At 67.6% G+C, this 19094-nt stretch carries 15 protein-coding genes and 2 tRNA genes; 14 read left to right on the top strand and 3 right to left on the bottom strand.

What is annotated here, in order from left to right; all coding sequences use genetic code 11:
• Positions 1 to 41 precede the first annotated feature (41 nt).
• The 11 genes from serA (at position 42) to ACFVTM_RS16500 (ending at position 14029) form a co-directional block, all read left to right on the top strand.
• On the top strand, positions 42 to 1637 hold the full coding sequence (gene serA / locus ACFVTM_RS16450; RefSeq protein WP_390204698.1) for a phosphoglycerate dehydrogenase: 1596 nt from the start codon (positions 42 to 44) through the stop codon (positions 1635 to 1637).
• 206 nt (positions 1638 to 1843) lie between these two features.
• Entirely contained in the window at positions 1844 to 4630 is a 2787-nt protein-coding gene (locus ACFVTM_RS16455; RefSeq protein ID WP_390204699.1) for an ABC transporter permease, read from the top strand.
• Complete coding sequence (locus ACFVTM_RS16460) at positions 4627 to 5394, top strand: ABC transporter ATP-binding protein (RefSeq protein WP_390204700.1); 768 nt, start codon at positions 4627 to 4629, stop codon at positions 5392 to 5394. The genes ACFVTM_RS16455 and ACFVTM_RS16460 overlap by 4 nt, the downstream gene beginning before the upstream one ends.
• Before the next feature lie 9 nt (positions 5395 to 5403).
• Positions 5404 to 6963, top strand: a complete 1560-nt coding sequence (gene metG / locus ACFVTM_RS16465) for a methionine--tRNA ligase (protein ID WP_390204702.1) — start codon at positions 5404 to 5406, stop codon at positions 6961 to 6963.
• Positions 6964 to 7097: 134 nt separating this feature from the next.
• Positions 7098 to 8150: a 3-isopropylmalate dehydrogenase gene (locus tag ACFVTM_RS16470; protein ID WP_390204705.1), complete on the top strand. Its 1053-nt coding sequence runs from the start codon at positions 7098 to 7100 to the stop codon at positions 8148 to 8150.
• A gap of 175 nt (positions 8151 to 8325) precedes the next feature.
• Positions 8326 to 9438 carry a branched-chain amino acid aminotransferase gene (locus ACFVTM_RS16475; protein WP_390204707.1) on the top strand — a complete coding sequence of 371 codons (1113 nt, stop codon included), beginning with the start codon at positions 8326 to 8328 and terminating at the stop codon, positions 9436 to 9438.
• 127 nt (positions 9439 to 9565) lie between these two features.
• On the top strand, positions 9566 to 9940 hold the full coding sequence (locus ACFVTM_RS16480; protein ID WP_390204709.1) for a DUF1304 family protein: 375 nt from the start codon (positions 9566 to 9568) through the stop codon (positions 9938 to 9940).
• A 58-nt stretch (positions 9941 to 9998) separates the two neighbouring features.
• Positions 9999 to 10781 carry an MBL fold metallo-hydrolase gene (locus tag ACFVTM_RS16485; RefSeq protein WP_390204711.1) on the top strand — a complete coding sequence of 261 codons (783 nt, stop codon included), beginning with the start codon at positions 9999 to 10001 and terminating at the stop codon, positions 10779 to 10781.
• Positions 10782 to 10865: 84 nt separating this feature from the next.
• On the top strand, positions 10866 to 11642 hold the full coding sequence (locus ACFVTM_RS16490; RefSeq protein ID WP_390204714.1) for a fumarylacetoacetate hydrolase family protein: 777 nt from the start codon (positions 10866 to 10868) through the stop codon (positions 11640 to 11642).
• 136 nt (positions 11643 to 11778) lie between these two features.
• Positions 11779 to 13314: a glutamate--tRNA ligase gene (gltX, locus tag ACFVTM_RS16495; RefSeq protein WP_390204717.1), complete on the top strand. Its 1536-nt coding sequence runs from the start codon at positions 11779 to 11781 to the stop codon at positions 13312 to 13314.
• A gap of 1 nt (position 13315) precedes the next feature.
• The gene (locus ACFVTM_RS16500) at positions 13316 to 14029 is read left to right on the top strand and encodes an HAD family hydrolase (RefSeq protein WP_390204720.1); all 714 of its coding nucleotides are present in this window, start codon (positions 13316 to 13318) and stop codon (positions 14027 to 14029) included.
• A gap of 28 nt (positions 14030 to 14057) precedes the next feature.
• On the opposite strand, the gene ACFVTM_RS16505 is transcribed toward ACFVTM_RS16500, so the two are convergent.
• The gene (locus ACFVTM_RS16505) at positions 14058 to 15443 is read right to left on the bottom strand and encodes a hypothetical protein (protein ID WP_390204722.1); all 1386 of its coding nucleotides are present in this window, start codon (positions 15441 to 15443) and stop codon (positions 14058 to 14060) included.
• 347 nt (positions 15444 to 15790) lie between these two features.
• Here ACFVTM_RS16505 and ACFVTM_RS16510 point away from each other — a divergent pair.
• A tRNA-Gln gene (locus ACFVTM_RS16510) sits at positions 15791 to 15862 on the top strand.
• A 129-nt stretch (positions 15863 to 15991) separates the two neighbouring features.
• A tRNA-Glu gene (locus ACFVTM_RS16515) sits at positions 15992 to 16064 on the top strand.
• 134 nt (positions 16065 to 16198) lie between these two features.
• On the opposite strand, the gene ACFVTM_RS16520 is transcribed toward ACFVTM_RS16515, so the two are convergent.
• Both ACFVTM_RS16520 and ACFVTM_RS16525 read right to left on the bottom strand, forming a co-directional pair.
• Complete coding sequence (locus ACFVTM_RS16520; RefSeq protein WP_390204724.1) at positions 16199 to 16735, bottom strand: DUF1697 domain-containing protein; 537 nt, start codon at positions 16733 to 16735, stop codon at positions 16199 to 16201.
• A 13-nt stretch (positions 16736 to 16748) separates the two neighbouring features.
• Positions 16749 to 17468 (bottom strand): IclR family transcriptional regulator, encoded by a 720-nt coding sequence (locus tag ACFVTM_RS16525; protein ID WP_390204725.1) that lies wholly within the window; start codon positions 17466 to 17468, stop codon positions 16749 to 16751.
• A gap of 133 nt (positions 17469 to 17601) precedes the next feature.
• On the opposite strand from ACFVTM_RS16525, the gene leuC reads away from it, so the two are divergent.
• Complete coding sequence (gene leuC / locus ACFVTM_RS16530) at positions 17602 to 19056, top strand: 3-isopropylmalate dehydratase large subunit (protein WP_390204727.1); 1455 nt, start codon at positions 17602 to 17604, stop codon at positions 19054 to 19056.
• Positions 19057 to 19094: the final 38 nt, after the last annotated feature.

Here is a 19094-nt window from a genome sequence, read left to right on the forward strand (position 1 = left end):
AAATCCCCACCAGATACACAAGAGAGCTAAAGAGGTCACCGGTGACAAGCACCAAACCTGTCGTACTCCTCGCTGAGGAACTTTCGCCCGCCACCGTCGAGGCCCTCGGCCCGGACTTTGAAATCCGCCAGACTGACGGCTCCGACCGTTCCCAGCTGCTCTCCGCGATCGCTGACGTCGACGCGATCCTGGTCCGCTCCGCTACCCAGCTGGACGCCGAGGCCATCGCCGCCGCCAAGAACCTCAAGGTCATCGCCCGCGCCGGCGTCGGCCTGGACAATGTGGACATCAAGGCGGCCACGCAGGCCGGTGTCATGGTGGTCAACGCGCCGACCTCGAACATCGTCTCCGCCGCGGAACTGACCGTCGGCCACATCCTCAGCCTCGCCCGGCACATCCCGCAGGCCAGCTCCGCCCTCAAGGACGGGGAGTGGAAGCGCTCCAAGTACACCGGCATTGAGCTCTTCGAGAAGAAGATCGGCATCATCGGCCTGGGCCGCATCGGCGCCCTGGTGGCAGCTCGCCTGAAGGGCTTCGACACCAAGATCCTCGCGTACGACCCCTACATCACCTCCGCCCGGGCCGCCCAGCTCGGCGTCCAGCTGGTGACGCTCGACGAGCTCCTTGCGCAGTCGGACTTCATCACCATCCACATGCCCAAGACCCCGGAAACCGTCGGTATGCTCGGCGCCGACGCCTTCAAGAAGATGAAGAACACGGCGTACGTCATCAACGTCGCCCGTGGCGGCCTGGTGGACGAGGAAGCCCTCTACACCGCGCTGCAGGCCGGTGACATCGCCGGCGCCGGCATCGACGTGTTCCATAAGGAACCCAGCACCGACCTGCCGTTCTTCAAGCTCGACAACGTCGTGGTGACCCCGCACCTCGGTGCCTCCACCGACGAGGCCCAGGAAAAGGCCGGCGTTTCGGTCGCCAAGTCCGTCCGCCTGGCACTCGCCGGCGAACTGGTCCCCGACGCCGTCAACGTCGCCGGCGGCGTCATCGCACCGGACGTCCGTCCCGGCATCCCGCTGATTGAAAAGCTGGGCCGGATCTTCACCGCGCTGACCCACGCCTCCCTCACGCAGTTCGACGTCGAGGTGGCAGGGGAGATCTCCTCGCTCGATGTCAAGGTTCTGGAACTCGCGGCGCTCAAGGGCATCTTCGCCGACGTCGTGACCGAGCAGGTCTCCTACGTCAACGCCCCCGTGATCGCCGAGCAGCGTGGCATCAACGTCCGCCTTATCACCACCCCGGACACCGAGTCGTACCGCAACGTCCTGACGCTGCGCGGCGCCCTCAGCGACGGGAGCCAGATCTCCGTCGCCGGAACCCTGACCGGCCCGAAGCAGATCCAGAAACTGGTCGGCGTCAACGGCTACGAGGTGGAGATCCCGATCAGCGAACACCTCGTGGTGGTTGCCTATACGGACCGCCCCGGCGTGATCGGCACGATCGGCCACATCCTGGGCATGAACAACATCAACATCGCCGGCATGCAGGTGGCACGCCAGGCAGAGGGCGGCCAGGTGCTGGCCCTGCTGACCATCGACAGCTCCGTTCCCCAGCAGGTCCTTGACGCGATCAAGGCCGGGATCGGTGCTGACATGGTCCGCGAGGTCGACCTCGAGGACTAAAAGTCCTGCCCCCAGGGCCCCGGCGGCGGCATGACCGCCGCCGGCGGCCACGAGCGGGCGGCCGGTCTGCGTACAATGGCTAGGACCGAATTTCGGGTCTTGGCCGGCAGACCGGCCTTTACTTTTGCACGCCCGGCACGGGACGCCTTCAATTCCGCAGGAAATGAACTGCGGCGTGCGCACGCAATCCAGCTTTCAGGAGCCCAATGAACGCCGTCCAGAGGTTCATCAGAAGCAGAGTGCTTTTGCTGACCGCGTCCATTTTGATCGTGGCCATGTGCCTGTCCGTGCTCGTCCAGGGTCAGTCCCAGGCGGCACTGAGCAGGACCGTGGACCAAAATTCCCGGGGGCTCTATGACGTCCTGGTGCAGGCCAAGGCCGATGATAACGGCGGCCTGATGCAGCCGGACATCGCCACCGGCCAGGGCGGCATCAGCTTCGAGCAGCTGGATTCGATCCGCAAGCTCTCCGGCACCTCGGTGGCCGCGCCCATCAGCCTGGTCTCGCGCGTGACGCAGAACCTTGAGTCGCCGCGGCTTGACGCCACCGACTACCTCGGCTTCAACGCGGGCCTTGCGGGAACCGCCGGCGACCCGACCGCCACCGACCCGAGCAAGTGGCCGGCCGCGGAATCGGTCCTGAGCGACACGCCGAAGAAATACCGCCTCACCGCCAGCGCGGTCAGCTCTGACGGCCACTCCGACCAGACGCTCTTCAAGACCACGGCAGAGGGTTCCCTCGGCAAGGCGAGGCTGGTCCAGGAACAGGTCGAGGGCGGCCAGAACGTCCGCATCCAGGGCCCGGAGGGCGAGACCGGCATCAAGTTCCCCACCCCGGCCGGCGGCTCCGAGCACAACCTCTTCAACCTCTCCGTATCCCTGCCCATGGCGCCGCAGGTCACCGAGTCCGTGGTCGCCGTCGACCCCGTCTCCGAACGCGCGCTGCTGGGCACGGCCGGTGACTTCCTGTCCCCGCTGGAGAAGGCCCCGCCGGCCGACGCCCGCAACGCCGGCGCGATCGGCAGGCACTTCGAAAGCCTCTTCACCAACGGCATCAGCATGGACGAACTCAAGGAAGGCCCGGATTTCCTCGGCGTCAAGCTCAAGTACTGGGCACCGCTGATGACCCAGTACCAGCAGGCCAAGCGCGACGGCCAGCTCACCGCCGATTCGCAGGCCATCCCGCTGATCGTGCGCTCGGGCACCGCCGTTGACCTGAAGTACTCGGTCAAGATCGAGGAAATCGACGACTCCGGCAACGTCACGAAGGACGTCGGCACGGTGTCCCGCTCGCTGGACAAGGACTACCTGCCGTTCGTTTCCAAGTCCCCGTTCGCCCTCGCCTGGCCCGGGTCCAAGGACCTCTCGCAGCTCATGGGCGACACCGGATCCTTCAGTCAGGGCCTCTACAACCCGGCCACCTGGACCACCAACTTTGCCGCCGCGCCCGCCTACAAGGACGGCGACGCCGCCGCCAACGGAGCCGCGAACAAGAGCGCCACACCCGGTGACTGGGTTACCGTAAACCGGCTGCCGGACAAGGCCGCAAACGGTGCCGCCGTCGACCAGACGCAGCGCAACCCCGTGGACGAGCGCTCCTACCGGCAGAACCTCGAAACCGGCAAGAAGCTGGCCACCCCGCTGGCCATGGTCTACGGCACGTTCGACCCCGCACAGGTCAAGGAAGCTGCCGGCGACGTCAACCGGCTGCCCCTGGGCGGCTATGACCCCGCGCCGTTCACCCTGACCAAGGACGCGTCCGGTGACACCGCCAACACCGAACTCAAGCCCTCCCTGAGCGCCACGGGCCTGGTCAGCCAGTCCGCCGGCGCCATCACCGACTTCTATGGCCTCGCCGCCGCCCGCGGCTACGAGCAGAACGCCTCCGTAATCGACGCCGTGCGCGTCCGGGCCAAGGTCCCCGGCAGCTGGAAGCAGGCGCAGCCCGAGGTGGAGAAGCTCGCCAACGAGATCCGCGACATGGGCCTGCAGGCCACCGTGGTGGCCGGTTCGGCCCGCGAGGACGCCAACATCGCCGTTCCCGGCTACTCCAAGGACGACGCCGGCAAGGAATCGCCGCTGGGCACCGTGCAGCAGTCGTGGGTCCGACAGGACGCCGCGGACGCCGTCTCCGGCTCCCTGACCGCCACGAACGTGACCCTGCTGTTCCTGACCCTGTGCGGCGCCGCCCTGCTGACCGGAGCATCCACGGTCAGCTACATCCGCAAACGGCGCAGCGAGGCCGGCACCCTGCGTGCCATGGGCTGGACACAGCGCAAGATCCGCTCCTGGGTGCTCGCCGAATTCGGCGTCGGCGCCGCGCTGCTGGCCGTCGCCGGCACCGCGCTGAGCCTGATCAGCTGGAGTACCGCCACCGCGGTGGTCTCGGCGTCGGTCCTGGTGTTGTACGTGGGTGCGGCGTTCATCGCTGCGCAGCAGCTGCGCCACCGCGACGAAGTGGACCAGGAGCCGCAACACGATGAACGGCTTATCGCGGTCGATTCCCCGCTGACCTTTGCCAACCGGCAGCTGAGCACCAACAAGTTCAACACCATCTCGCTCGCCGTGGCCGTCGGTGTGTTCGCCGCCGCCGTCGGCGGACTGGTCGCCCTGCTGATCGACATTCCCCGGGCCGCGGGCGCCAGTGCACTCAGCGGGCTGGCCGCGGCGAGCATCGCGCTTCCGAGTATCATCCTGGCCGTGTCCGGTGTGGCCGTCGGCCTGCTCCTGACCATGGTCACCGGGCGCTTCGAGCTGCAGGCCAAGCGCCAGTACCTCGGCACGCTGCGGGCCATGGGCTGGAACCCGGACATGCTGGGCCAGGTCCGATTCTTTGAAAATGCCATGGTGGGAACCGTCGCGCTGCCGCTGGGTGTCGTGGGCGCCCTCGGCATCGGCCTTCTCCTTGCCCCCTATGCCGCACTGTGGGCCGCAATTGCCGGTCTTGTGGCTGTACTTTGCTGGATTCCGATTGCAACGAAAGTGGTCCAATGACTAACGAGCTGAACCTTGACCGGGAGGCACACGACCGGATGACCGCCAGCACCCGTCGCGGTGCGCACAAGACCCGCGCCAACACGATCCTGAAGGCCACGGACCACGCCACCCCGCTGGAACTGAGCAACATCACCATCCACTACGGCGGCGGCAAGGGCGGTGCCGAGGCCGTCAACGTCGTGGACGACTTCAACATGACGCTGCATGCCGGCGAGATGCACTGCGTAGCCGGCCGCTCCGGCTCCGGCAAGACCAGCATCCTGACCGTCGGCGCGGGCCTGACCCTGCCGACGTCGGGCCGGGTGTTCTGGGAAGGTGACTCGCTCGAGACCATGGGCGACGACGAGATCTCGGACCGCCGCCGGGCCCTGATCGGCTACGTCGACCAGGGCGGTGCCCTGATCGACGGGATGAGCGCGCTGGAGAACGTGCTGCTGCCGGCCGTGCCCGACGGCGAGGTGGAGAAGCGCCGCGACATGGCCAAGGACCTCCTGGACCTGGTGGGCCTGGGCCGGCGCATGCGCCACCGCCCGGCCCAGCTCTCCGGCGGTGAACGCCAGCGCGTGGCGATCGCCCGGGCGCTCATCCTTGGCACCCGCGTCCTGGTGGTCGACGAGCCCACCGCCAGCCTGGACCGCGCCGCCGCCAACCGCATCATCAGCATCCTCAAGGACACCACCTCGGACGGCATTGCCGTGCTGGTCGCTTCACATGACCACGAACTCGTCCGCCAGAGCGATACCCTCACAGAACTGATCTAGATTTAGACCGTGACTTCTTCTGAAAAAACCCCGTTCTACATCACCACGGCCATCACGTACCCCAACGGCGTGCCGCACATCGGCCACGCCTACGAGTACATCGCCACCGACGCGATGGCCCGCTTCAAGCGCCTGGACGGGTATGACGTCTTCTTCCTGACCGGAACGGACGAGCACGGCATGAAGATCGCCCAGACCGCGGAGAAGGAAGGGCTGACGCCCAAGGAACTCGTGGACCGGAACGCCGAGATCTACAAGGCGGCGCACGCCGCCCTGGGGGTTTCCTACGACCGCTTCATCCGCACCACGGACGCCGACCACTACGCGGCGTCGCAGGCCATCTGGAAGAAGATGGAAGCCAACGGGGACATCTACCTGTCCAAGTACGAGGGCTGGTATTCGGTCCGTGACGAGGCGTTCTACGTCGAGGACGAGACGGTCGTGAAGGACGACGGCGTCCGCTACTCGCGCGAATCGGACACCGAGGTGACGTGGACGGCCGAGGAAAGCTACTTCTTCCGGCTCTCCGCCTACCAGGACAAGCTGCTCGCGCTCTACGAGGCCCACGCCGAATTCGGCGCACCGCAGTCGCGCTTCAACGAGGTCATCAGCTTCGTCCGGCGCGGGCTGGAGGACCTCTCCATCAGCCGCACCACGTTCGACTGGGGCGTACCGGTGCCCGGCAACGACAAGCACGTCATGTACGTGTGGGTGGACGCCCTCACCAACTACCTGACCGGCGTCGGCTACCCGGAGGTGGATTCGGAGTCCTTCAAGAAGTTCTGGCCGGCCGATGTCCATGTGATCGGCAAGGACATCTCCCGCTTCCACGCCATCTACTGGCCCGCGTTCCTCATGAGCGCCGGGCTCGAACTGCCGAAGCGGATCATGATCCACGGCTTCCTGCAGAACAACGGCGTCAAGATGTCCAAGTCGCTGGGCAACGTGGTGGCGCCCGCGGACTTCGTGGCCCAGTACGGCCTGGACCAGGTGCGCTACTTCTTCCTGCGCGAGGTCCCCTTCGGGGCGGACGGCAACTACAACCACGAGGCAATCGTGGGCCGGATGAACTCGGACCTGGCCAACAACTTCGGCAACCTGGCCCAGCGGTCCCTGTCCATGGTGGCCAAGAACTGCGAGGGCCGTGTGCCGGCGCCCGGCGCGTTCTCCGCCGAGGACACCGCGCTGCTCGAGCAGGCCAACGGACTGCTGGACGCCGCCCGCGCCGCGTTTGAGAAGCAGGAGTTCAGCCGCGCGCTGGAGGCCATCTGGACCGTCCTCGGGGACACCAACGCCTACTTCGCCGAGCAGGCCCCGTGGGTGCTGCGCAAGACCGACGTCGAACGCATGAACACGGTGCTCTACGTGACGCTCGAGGTGCTCCGGATTGTCGCAATCCTTGCCCAGCCGGTCATGCCGACGGCGACGGCGGCGATCCTGCACACGCTCGGCCAGCCCGAGGGCGGGCCGCGCCAGTTCACGGCCGTCGGCACGCCGATCGTTGCCGGCACCGAACTGCCGGCCCCGGCTCCGGTGTTCCCGAAGTACGAGGAACCCGCCGAGGGCTAGCCGCCGGACCCGCACAGTAACGCCCGCCCGCACCGCCCCCACCGGCGCCGCGGGCGGGCGTTCTTCGTCCCGGCTGGAGTTCGGATAGTGAGACGACTTGACCAGAATGTGGATGACTTGGCTACGCTGAAATCATGAGCGCATCCACGATTGATCTGGCAGTCATCCCGGGCGACGGCATCGGCCCGGAGGTCACGGCCGAAGCCCTGAAAGTCCTCGAGAAGGCCGCGGCCGCCGAGGGGATCGTGCTCCAGCAGACCCACTACAAGCTGGGTGCGGAGCACTGGCTCGAGACGGGGGAGACCCTGCCCGCGGCCACCCTCGCCGATCTGCGCACGCGCGACGCCATCTTGTTCGGCGCCGTCGGGGCGGCCCCCGGCGACACCCGGATTCCTTCCGGCATCATCGAGCGCGAACTCCTCCTGAAGCTGCGCTTCAGCCTGGACCACTTCGTCAACCTGCGGCCCTCCCGCCTGTACGGCAGCGTCGGAAGCCCGCTCGCCAACCCCGGCAAGATCGATTTCATCGTGGTCCGCGAAGGCACCGAAGGCCCCTACGTGGGCAACGGCGGCACCTTGCGCGCCGGCACCCCCCACGAGGTGGCCACCGAGGTGTCCCTGAACACCGCCCACGGCGTGGAGCGGGTGGTCCGCGACGCATTCCGCCGGGCCAACGAACGCCCCCGCAAGAAGCTCACCCTCGTGCACAAACACAACGTCCTGGTCTTCGCCGGCCAGCTCTGGAAGCGCACCGTCGAAGCCGTGGCGCAGGAGTTCCCCGAGGTCACCCACGACTACCTCCACGTCGACGCCGCCACGATCTTCATGGTCACCGATCCGGCCCGCTTCGATGTGATCGTCACCGACAACCTGTTCGGCGACATCATCACGGACCTCGCGGCAGCCGTCACCGGCGGGATCGGCCTGGCCGCCTCCGGCAACCTCAACATGGACCGCACCGCGCCGTCCATGTTCGAGCCCGTCCACGGGTCCGCCCCGGACATCGCCGGCCAGCAGAAGGCCGACCCCACCGCCGCCATCCTCTCCGCAGCGCTGCTGCTCGACCACCTCGGCTTCGCCGCCGCCGCCCGGAAGATCGAGGCCGCCGTAACGGCCGACGTCGAAGCCCGCGACGGCGCCTTCCGCAGCACCAGCGCGATCGGCGACGCCATCGCGGCGGCGCTGTAGGCGCTGGTCTCCAGGGTGCGCTGTAGCGTGCCCTGCCGGCGGCGCCGTGGGGTGCCCCGCGGGGACGCAAAACCCCGCTGCCAACGGGCGTAAGCTTGTTTCGAATCACCAATATGCTGCCGTGGTCCGAGGGTGAACCACGTTCCCACACCAGGCAGCCGATCGTGGAGGAACCATGACTCAGACTGCCCATGGCGTCGAATTCACCCAGCACCTCTCGGAGACCCCGAAGTCTGCTGAAGAGCGTGCAGCCATCCTGGCGAACCCGGGATTCGGCGACTATTTCACCGACCACACCGCCATTGTCGACTACAGCGTCGACGCCGCAGGCAACGGTGGCTGGCACGACGCACGGGTTGAGCCCTACGGCCCGATTTCCCTGGACCCGTCCGCCGCAGTGTTGCATTACGGGCAGGAAATCTTCGAGGGCCTCAAGGCCTACCGCCACGCCGACGGCTCGATCTGGACCTTCCGGCCCGAGGCCAACGCCGCCCGGCTGAACAGGTCCGCCCGTCGCCTGGCCCTGCCCGAACTCCCTGAAGAATACTTCCTGGGCGCAATCCGCGAACTCGTGGCGGCCGACAAGGAATGGGTGCCCTCCGGCGACGGCGAAGCCCTGTACCTGCGGCCCTTCATGATCGCCACCGAGGCCTTCCTGGGCGTCCGGGCAGCGCGCGAGGTCTCCTTCCGCGTGATCGCCTCCCCGGCCGGCAACTACTTCGGCGGCGAGCTCAAGCCCGTCTCCATCTGGATCTCGCGCGAATACGCCCGTGCCGGCCGCGGCGGAACAGGCGCCGCCAAGTGCGGCGGCAACTACGCCGCCTCCCTGATCGCCCAGCAGGAAGCCGAGGCGCACGGCTGCAAGCAGGTCCTGTTCCTGGACCACTTCAACGACAACGCGGTCGAGGAACTCGGCGGCATGAACGTTTTCTTCGTCATGAAGGACGGCTCGCTGGTCACCCCCGCGCTCAGCGGAACCATCCTCGAAGGTGTCACCCGGATGTCCGTGATGCAGGTGGCCAAGGACATGGGCCGGGAAGTCACCGAACGTAAGATCACCCTGGATGAGTGGCGCGACGGCGTTGCCTCCGGTGACATTGCCGAGGTCTTCGCCTGCGGGACAGCCGCGGTCATCACGCCCATCGGAGTGCTCAAGGACGCCACCGAGTTCATCGGCTCCGAGGACGCCACTGCGGGGGAGACCACCATGGCCATCCGCGCGCAGCTGCTCGGGATCCAGACCGGCACCGTGGAAGACACCCACGGCTGGCTGACCCGCCTGGCCTAGAGACTGAAAATACGGCACGACGGCGGTCCCCACCCTGCGGTGACGGGCCGCCGTCGGCGTCTGCAGTCCCAGACCCGGACCCCTTTGGGCCCTTTTCACCCGTCCGCCCGCAGTGCACAATGGGCACATGACGGGGCTGATCCAAGTTCTGGGCGTGGTCTTCGGCGTCCTGCTCATCAGTGTCGGCGTCATGGAATCCTTTTTCATCCGCGACCAGCGCCTGCACCGCCTCTTCCTCGTCAAACCGGACGACGTCGAAACGGTCCGGCTGTGGACGTTCAACCTCGGCTTCTACAACGTCATCTGGGGGATCGGTGCCATTGCGGGCGCCATTGTCCTCGGCGGAGCGGACGCCGCAGCCGGCGAGGCGCTCCTGATGTTCACGTGCGCGGCCCACGTGGCCCTTGGCCTGATCCTGTTCCTCTCCGAACGGCGGCTCTGGGGAAATGCCATTGCCGAGGCCGCCCTGCCGCTGGTCATCACCGTCCTGCTGCTCGTCTGAGGATGACGGACAGACCAGGACCCCGGTGCAAGGCTGGGTTCAGTGCAAGGATGGAGAAGTGACTTCCGAGAACTCCAGTGGCATTGTCCGCAGCAGCGAACTGACCCGGTTCCGCCTCGCCCCGAACCCGGGCCCCATGAGCCTGGCCGGAACCAACTCCTATCTCATTGCCGCGCCGGGGGCGGCGGGCAGCGTCGCCGTGGACCCCGGGCCCCTCGACGAGCCGCACCTGCAGGCGCTGGCCGGCGACGGGCCGGTCGAACTCATCCTGATCACGCACCGGCACGCGGACCACACCGCGGCGGCAGCGAGGTTTTCCGAGCTGACGGGGGCGCCGGTCCGGGCCGCTGATCCCGCCCACTGCCACGGCGCGCCCCCGCTGCAGGACGGCGAAACCATCCGGGCGGCCGGAACCGAGATCAGGGTCCTGGCGACGCCGGGCCACACCGCGGATTCGCTGTGCTTCCACCTGCCGCATGACGGCCCGCACGGCTCGGTGCTGACCGGGGACACGATTCTGGGCTCCGGCACTACAGTGCTGGACTACCCCGACGGAACCCTCCGCGACTACCTCGAGTCCCTTGAGACCCTGGAGCGCCTGGGCCCGGCCACGGTGCTGCCGGCGCACGGGCCGGGGCTGCCCGCGCTCGACGCCGTCGCCCGCGCCTACCGGGACCACCGGCAGGGCCGGCTCGAACAGATCCGGGCGGCTCTCGCGGCGCTGGGCGAAGACGCCGGCGTCGCCGCCGTCACGGACGTGGTCTACGCCGACGTCGACCCGCCCGTCCGCCGCGCCGCGGAACTCTCCGTCGCTGCGCAGCTGGACTACCTGCGCAGCTGAATTGCCTGTGAAGCGGGCAGCGCTGGATCCGGGGGAGGCAGTCGCAAACGCCCCGGTGGCTGACGGGACGGTAGGGTAGGAACCATGCGTATCGCCCGGTTTGTAGTCGATTCTGATCCCCTCTACGGCGTCGTGGAAGGTGAGCCCGGCAGTGAGGAAGTCACTGTCATCAAGGGCGACCCGTTCTTCCACGGCGTGGAACGAACCCCCATGAAGCACAAGCTGGAGGACGTCCGCCTGCTGGCGCCGATCATCCCGCGCAGCAAGGTCATCGGCGTCGGCCGCAACTTTGCGGAGCACGCCCGGGAACTGGGCAACGAGGTCCCGGCCCAGCCCCTGCTGTTCCTCAAGCCCAATACCTCCGTGATTGGGCCCAACGATCCCATCGTCCTGCCGGAGTTCTCCGAGGACATCTCCTTCGAGGCCGAGCTGTGCGTCGTCATCGGCCGGATCTGCAAGGACGTGCCCGAGGACCGGGTGGACGACGTCATCTTCGGCTACACCTGCGGCAACGACCTCACCGCCCGGGACGTCCAGAAAACGGACCTGCAGTGGGCCCGGGCCAAGGGCTTTGACACCTCTGCCCCGCTCGGCCCGTGGATCGAGACCGAGCTGGACACCGAAGACCTGCAGATCCAGGGCCGGCTCAACGGCGAACTGCGCCAGGACGGCAGCACCAACCAGATGATCCGCGGCGTCCGGGAGCTCGTCTCCATCGTCTCGCAGGCCTTCACGCTGCTGCCCGGCGACGTCATCATGACCGGCACCCCGGCCGGCGTCGGCGCCATCCAGGCAGGCGACCGCTACGAGGTGGAGATCGAGGGCATCGGCCGCCTCTCCAACCCGGTGGTCCGCCGCTAACTGCTTTTCGCACCAATTTCAGCTTTTCGCGGCGCTATCGGACAGCCGCACCGTGGATCCACGGTGCGGCTGTCCGTTTTCGTAGCGGTGTTCCGGGCGAGTAGCGATGGCAGGGATTGGTAATGTTGGTACCACTATGACTACTGCTTCCGCGTCCGACGCCGTTTCCAGCTCCGCCCTTGCTGCCCCCACCGGTGAAGTCACCGCTGACACCCCGGTCCGTGTCCGGTTTTGCCCGTCGCCCACGGGCACCCCGCACGTCGGCCTGATCCGCACCGCCCTGTTCAACTGGGCCCACGCCCGGCACACCAAGGGCACCTTTGTGTTCCGGATCGAGGACACGGACGCCGCACGCGACTCGGAGGAGAGCTACCAGCAGCTGCTGGAGGCCCTCAAATGGCTCGGCATCACCTGGGAAGAAGGCGTGGAAGTCGGCGGTCCGCACGAGCCCTACCGCCAGTCCCAGCGGCTGGAGCTCTACAAGGACGTCGTGGCCAAGCTGATCGAGGCCGGCTACGCCTACGAGTGCTACTCCTCGCCGGAGGAAGTCGAGGCCCGCCACCGCGCCGCCGGCCGCGACCCCAAACTCGGCTACGACAACTTTGACCGGGAGCTCTCCGAGGACCAGCTCGCCGCGTTCAAGGCCGAGGGCCGCCTGCCCGTTCTGCGGGTCCGCATGCCAGATACCGACGTCACGTTCACGGACATGGTCCGCGGCGAGATCACCTTCAAGGCCGGCAGCATCCCGGACTACGTCATTGTCCGCGCCGACGGGTCCCCGCTGTACACCCTGGTCAACCCGGTGGACGACGCCCTGATGGGGATCACCCACGTGCTCCGCGGCGAGGACCTGCTCTCCTCCACCCCGCGCCAGGTGGTCCTGATCCAGGCGCTCATGGACATCGGCGTCGCCAGCTACATGCCGGTCTTCGGACACCTGCCGTACGTCATGGGCGAGGGCAACAAGAAGCTCTCCAAGCGCGACCCCCAGTCCAACCTGTTCCTGCTCCGGGACCGCGGCTTCATCCCCGAGGGCCTGCTGAACTACCTGTCGCTGCTCGGCTGGAGCCTGTCCGCCGACGAGGACATCTTCACCGTGGAGCAGCTGATCGAGCACTTCGACGTCAACGATGTCCTGGCCAATCCGGCCCGCTTCGACATCAAGAAGGCCGAGGCCATCAACGGCACGCACATCCGCATGCTCGACCCGGAGGACTTCCGCGGCCGCCTGGTGCCCTACCTGCAGGCCGCCGGCCTGGTCGGGGAAAGCCTGACTGCCCGCGAGGAGGAGATCCTGGCCGAGGCCGCCCCGCTGATCCAGGAGCGCATCTCGCTGCTGGGCGAGGCCCCCGAGATGCTTGCGTTCCTGTTCAAGGCCGACGACGCGATCGACGTCGCCGACGACGCCCGCAAGGGCCTGCCGGAGAACCTCACGGAGGTGCTCGACGCCGCCCTGTCCGCACTGGAGCCGGTGGCCGACTGGACGGCCGAGAACATCCAGGCCGCCCTGAAGGAGGCGCTCGTGGAAGGCCTCGGCGTCAAGCCGCGCCTGGCCTTCGGCCCGGTCCGCACGGCCGTCTCGGGCCGGCGGATCTCCCCGCCCTTGTTCGAATCCATGGTCATCCTGGGCAAGGATTCCTCCCTCGCCCGCCTGCGGGCCTTCCGCGGCTGACGTGGTGGCAGCAGGCCTGGGCGCAGGCGATGTCCGAGGGATCCTCTTCGACATCGATGACACCCTGGTGGACCTCGAATTCTCCATGACGTCCGCCCTCCGCGACGTCAGCGAGCATCTCCTGCCCGGCCTGGACGAGGCCGGGTGGGAGAAGTTTGGGAGGATCTTCACGCACGAGACCACCCACTTCTACGACCGGTACCTGGCCGGTGAGATCACGTTCAACGAGCAGCGGCTGCTCCGCGGCCGGGCGGCGCTGGGGTACTTCGGCGTCGAACTTGCCGACGGCGAACAGGCCCACCACTGGGTGAGCTCCTACGCGAGCCGCCAGCACGGCTACATCCGGGCGTTCGACGACGTCGGCCCGCTGCTGGATGCCCTCGACGCCGCCGGCATCCCGTACGGTGCCGTAAGCAACAACGTCCACGACTACCAGCGCGTGAAACTGGACGCCGCCGGACTGGAACGGATCACCGTCCTGGTGGGCACGGACACCGTCGGCGTCGCGAAGCCGGATCCGGCCATCTACCTCGAGGGTGTCCGGCGGATCGGCACCGGACCCGGCGAAACGCTGTACGTCGGGGACAACCGGCTGCTCGACGCGGAAGGCTCGACGGCGGCCGGCCTCCTGGGAGTCTGGCTGAACCGCGGCGGGGAGCCGGCCCCGGGCTTCGTTGGCCGCGAGGTCGGCTCCCTGCTGGAGCTGCTGGCGTAGCCGTTCCGCACGGAACGGGCACCAGAACCTACGGGGCGACTGCCTGCTTTTTACGCAGCGCCAGGAAGGCACCAACGGAGCCAAGTGCCAGCACCCCTACGAGTCCCAGTGCCGCGGCGGCGTCGGACTGCCGGACCATGCTGGTAGGCGACACCGCGGCGGCCCCGGAATACAGGGTGCCCGTGCCGTCGGCAATCCGGGCGTTGCCATCGGCGAGTTTGTCCGCCCCCGTGGCCAGCTGCGAGGAGCCGGACGCCAGCTTAGTGTTGCCGGCCGAGAGCTCGGCGGCGCCGGACGCCAGCGCCTGGGAGCCGCCGAGCAGGCCCGGGCTGGCCGGATCGCCGGGAACGCCCTTGATGCCGGCGTTCAGCGCCGCGGTTCCGTCGGCAAGCCGTGAACTTCCGTCGGTCATCCGGGCGGACGCCTTCAGCAGGCCCGGGTGCTCGGGATCGCCGGGCACGCCGTCCATCCCGACACGGATCTTGGATGTGCCCTCGGCCAGGAGCCGGGTGCCCAGCACGACGCCCGGGCTGGCGGGGTCCTGGCTGTTGAGCTTTCCGGCCAGCGTGGCGAATCCCGCCGTGAGCTTGCCCGTTCCCGCGTGCAACTGGCCCGCGCCATCCTGCAGCCGCTGCGCACCGGCCTGCAGCTGGCTGGCGCCGGCGTCCAGCTTGTGCGCGCCCGCGGTGATCTTGGCGATCTTGTCCTTCACCACAGAGAGCGGCACCAGGCCCTGGACCGGGTCATTCGCCGCGGCCTGCAGCAGGTCCATGGCCTGTGCCAGTGCCGCAGTCCCGGTCCCGGCCTCCGGGTTCGCGTTGGCGCCCCGGTAACCCTTCAGCTGCTCGGTTCCGCCTGCCAGCGCAACGGTGCCCGCGGCCAGCTGGGCGGCGCCGCCGTCGAGCTGCGTGGCTCCGTCTGCGAGGTTGTTCTCGGCGTTGCCCGCCGGCGTCGGGGTCAGCGCTGCGGAAAGCTGCACGGCCCCCGCCGCGAGCTTCTGCGCCCCGTCGTCGACTTTGTAGACACCCGGGGCCAGCTTGCTGTTCACATCGGCTTGGATCTTGACGGCACCAGCGGCCAAGTCGCCGGCACCGGCCTGAAGCTTGTCCGCCCCGGGCGCCAGCTTGGTGCTGATGCCCGAATAGATCTTGTCCGCCCCCGCGGAGAGTTTGCCGGCCCCGGTATCGGCCAGGCCGGCACCGTTGGCGAGTTTCCCGGCGCCGTCCTCCAACTGGCTGGCTCCGGCCGAGGCCTGGGCCGCCCCATCCTTGAGTTTCGCAGAACCGTCCGTGATGCGGCCTGTGACGAGGGTATAGAACCCCAGCAGGGCGATGAGCAGCAGCGCCAGGGTGGCGATGGCGAATTGCTGCGCGCGGGTCCGGGTCTTGCTGACGGCGGCACGACTCTGTGACACAGATGGTTCCTCTCGACGTTCTCGCCAGCAGCGGCTCTGCTGCCGGCCACCCCGGCCGTTGTGATGCAGCTAACACTGAAAAATGAACGCAAAGCTGCCCTCAGCGACGTGGGGGAGGGGTGGTTACTCGTTGGTAACTTACCGAGCGTAAACTTGTTTCGCCCGGATTGGCAAGGGTGGGCCAGGATTTCGCGGCGGTCGGATTGGGGTTCGGCCCGCCCGGGCTACTCCACCCCGCCGTCGGTGACCCGATTTGTGCAAGCGAAAACTCTCGGGTAAAGTAATTACTCGTGCTGAGGCGCCGGGAGCGAAGGTTTAGACCTAAACATCCGGTCCTGAAGTGCCATTGGGATATGGTGTAATTGGCAACACTACGGTTTCTGGTACCGTCATTCTAGGTTCGAGTCCTGGTATCCCAGCTCTGAAATCCGCGAATTTCCGTAGGTGTTCGGAAGTTTCAAAGCGGTTCGTCCGATTTGGAACAACGGCCAAATGTATGAAACAATCATTTGGCTTGAACGGCAGAAATGCTGTTCTGGAGAGTACGCGGCCCCATCGTATAGCGGCCTAGTACGCTGCCCTCTCACGGCGGTAACGCGGGTTCGAATCCCGCTGGGGTCACAACGGAAACGGTCCCGGGCATTAGCCCGGGGCCGTTTTGCTATGCCTGGATTTTGTATTGCCTGGATCCACGCCCGGTTCCAGCGGCGCGTTGCGTGGATCCCGCTGCGCCCCCTCGGGCGGTCCTGCCCCGGCTAAAGCCCGATCGCGGCGTCGCGGACCTTGACCATGGTGCGAAGGTTGCGGGTGGTGGTGGTTGCCTTGTACCTGGCCTTCGAGGAGAGCTTGCTGAAAGGGCTCTCCAGGGTCCCGCCGGTGGGGGCCAGCCAGGCTAGGGCTTCCGGGCCCAGCCGGGTGAGCTCGGCCCCCTTCAGGGCGCTGCCTGCCTCGAAGAGCTCCGAGAGCGAGGCCTCATCCGAGGCGAGCGTCAGGTAGGTGTGGGTGGACGCGTCGTCGGCCGGGTAGGGGCACGCCTCCACGAGTGCGGCCACGCGGTCCGAGGTCAGGACCACCACCCAGGCGTCGTAGCCGAAGGATTCCCTCAGGCAGGCCTCAAACTCCCGTTTAACGCCGGCGGGGTCCAGTTCGCTGGCCAGCACGACGTTCCCGCTGGCCAGCAACGTCTTAACGTCCGAGAACGGCCGCGACTTCAGTGCGACCTTGAGATCGGCCATCTTGATGTTGATGCCGCCCACATTGATGCCCCGCAGGAATACCGCATAGCTCTTCATGGGCACAGCATACTTAGTCGTTGGTCTTGCGCAGCGCCTCGGTCAGGATGCGGCCGGCGTTGCAGACCACTTCGGCGTGCAGCCGCCCCGGCTGGCGGGTGAGCCGCTCGATCGGGCCGGAAATGGACACCGCGGCAATGACGCGTCCGGACGGCCCGCGGACCGGCGCCGAAACGGAGGCGACCCCCGGCTCGCGTTCGCCCAGGCTTTGGCCCCAGCCCCGGCGTCGTACTCCCGCCAGGACGGTGGGGGTGAAACGTGCGGACTGGAGGCCTTCCAGGAGGCGGTCGTGGTCTTCCCATGCCAGCAGCACCTGGGCGGCCGAGCCGGCCTTCATGGACAGCTGGGTGCCGACGGGAATCGTGTCGCGCAGGCCGATGGGTCGTTCGGCGGAGGCCACGCAGACGCGCCAGTCGCCCTGGCGGCGGAAGATCTGGGCGCTCTCGCCGGTGGCGTCGCGCAGTTGCATCAGCACTGGGCCGGCGGAGGCGATGAGGCGGTCCTCGCCTGCTGCGGAAGCCAGTTCCACCAGGCGGCTTCCGAGTACAAACCGGCCCTGGATGTCGCGGCTCACGAGCCGGTGGTGCACCAGCGCGAGAGCCAGCCGGTGCACGGTAGGCCGAGCCAGCCCCGTGGCGGCCACCAGCTGCGCCAGGGTGGTGGGGCCGGCCTCAAGTGCGTCAAGCACATGGGCCGCTTTATCGATAACACCGACTCCACTAGAATTGTCCATGTAATGATATTGACGTCTCATTATCTGAGATGCAAGTCAGCGCGCTGGCGTATTACTTGGCTGTGCTGGTTCAGTGGAAGTAACAGCCCACGTAGGGACGCACATTTACTTACCGCAGTGAAGGGAGCAGGCCGTGGCAAAGACACTGGCCGAGAAAGTCTGGGACGCGCATGTAGTGCGCAAGGGGGACGGCGAAGGAGCCAACGCCCAGCCGGACCTCCTTTTCATCGACCTCCACCTGGTGCACGAGGTGACGTCGCCGCAGGCATTTGAAGGCCTGCGGCTCGCCGGCCGCAAGCTGCGCCGGCCGGACCTCACCATCGCCACCGAGGACCACAACACTCCCACGCTGGACATCGACAAGCCAATTGCCGATCTCACGAGCCGGACCCAGATCCAGACCCTGCGCAACAACTGCCAGGAGTTCGGTGTCCGCCTGCACTCACTCGGCGACGCCGAGCAGGGCATCGTCCACGTGGTCGGACCCCAGCTGGGCCTCACGCAGCCGGGCATGACCGTGGTCTGCGGTGACTCGCACACCTCCACCCACGGCGCCTTCGGCGCGCTCGCCATGGGCATCGGCACCTCCGAGGTGGAGCACGTCATGGCCACCCAGACGCTGTCCCTGAAGCCGTTCAAAACCATGGCCATCAACGTCGAGGGCACGTTGCGCCCCGGGGTGACGGCCAAGGACATCATCCTGGCCGTCATCGCCAAGATCGGCACCGGCGGCGGGCAGGGCTACGTGCTGGAGTACCGCGGCTCGGCCATCCGTGCCCTGTCCATGGAAGCCCGGATGACCATCTGCAACATGTCCATCGAGGCCGGCGCCCGCGCCGGGCTGGTGGCTCCGGACCAGACCACGTACGACTACATGTACGGCCGCCCGCACGCGCCCCAGGGCGCCGAGTGGGATGCCGCCGTCGAGTACTGGAACACGCTGAGCACCGACGACGGCGCCGCGTTCGACGTCGAGGTGGACCTGGACGCCAACACCCTGGAACCGTTCGTGACCTGGGGGACCAACCCGGGCCAGGGCGTGTCCCTGTCCGCGAAGGTGCCCTCGCCGGACGACTTCGGCGACGAGAACGCCAAGGCCGCCGCCGAACGCGCCCTGCAGTACATGGGGCTCGAGGCTGGCACGCCGATGAAGGAGATCCGGGTGGACACAGTGTTCCTGGGCTCCTGCACGAACTCCCGCATGGAGGACCTCCGGGCCGCCGCCGACATCGTCCGGGGACGGACCAAGGACCCGGCCGTGCGCATGCTGGTGGTGCCCGGCTCTGCCCGCGTCCGGCTCGAGGCCGAAGCCGAGGGCCTGGACAAGGTCTTCAAGGACTTCGGCGCCGAGTGGCGTTTTGCCGGCTGCTCCATGTGCCTGGGCATGAACCCGGACCAGTTGGAAGTGGGGGAGCGCTGCGCCTCCACGTCCAACCGCAACTTCGAGGGACGCCAGGGCAAGGGCGGGCGCACGCACCTCGTCTCGCCTGTTGTCGCAGCGGCGACGGCGGTCCGCGGCACACTGAGTTCGCCGTCGGATCTGGACCCCGCCCCGGAGGCCGCGGCGCTCCGGGTCGACGCCGCGTAGCCCCGGCCGCGCAGACTTGTTGCCCCGATCCGCACAGC

This window comes from Arthrobacter sp. NPDC058130 (genome assembly GCF_042884475.1).
In the GTDB taxonomy this organism is placed as follows: domain Bacteria; phylum Actinomycetota; class Actinomycetes; order Actinomycetales; family Micrococcaceae; genus Arthrobacter.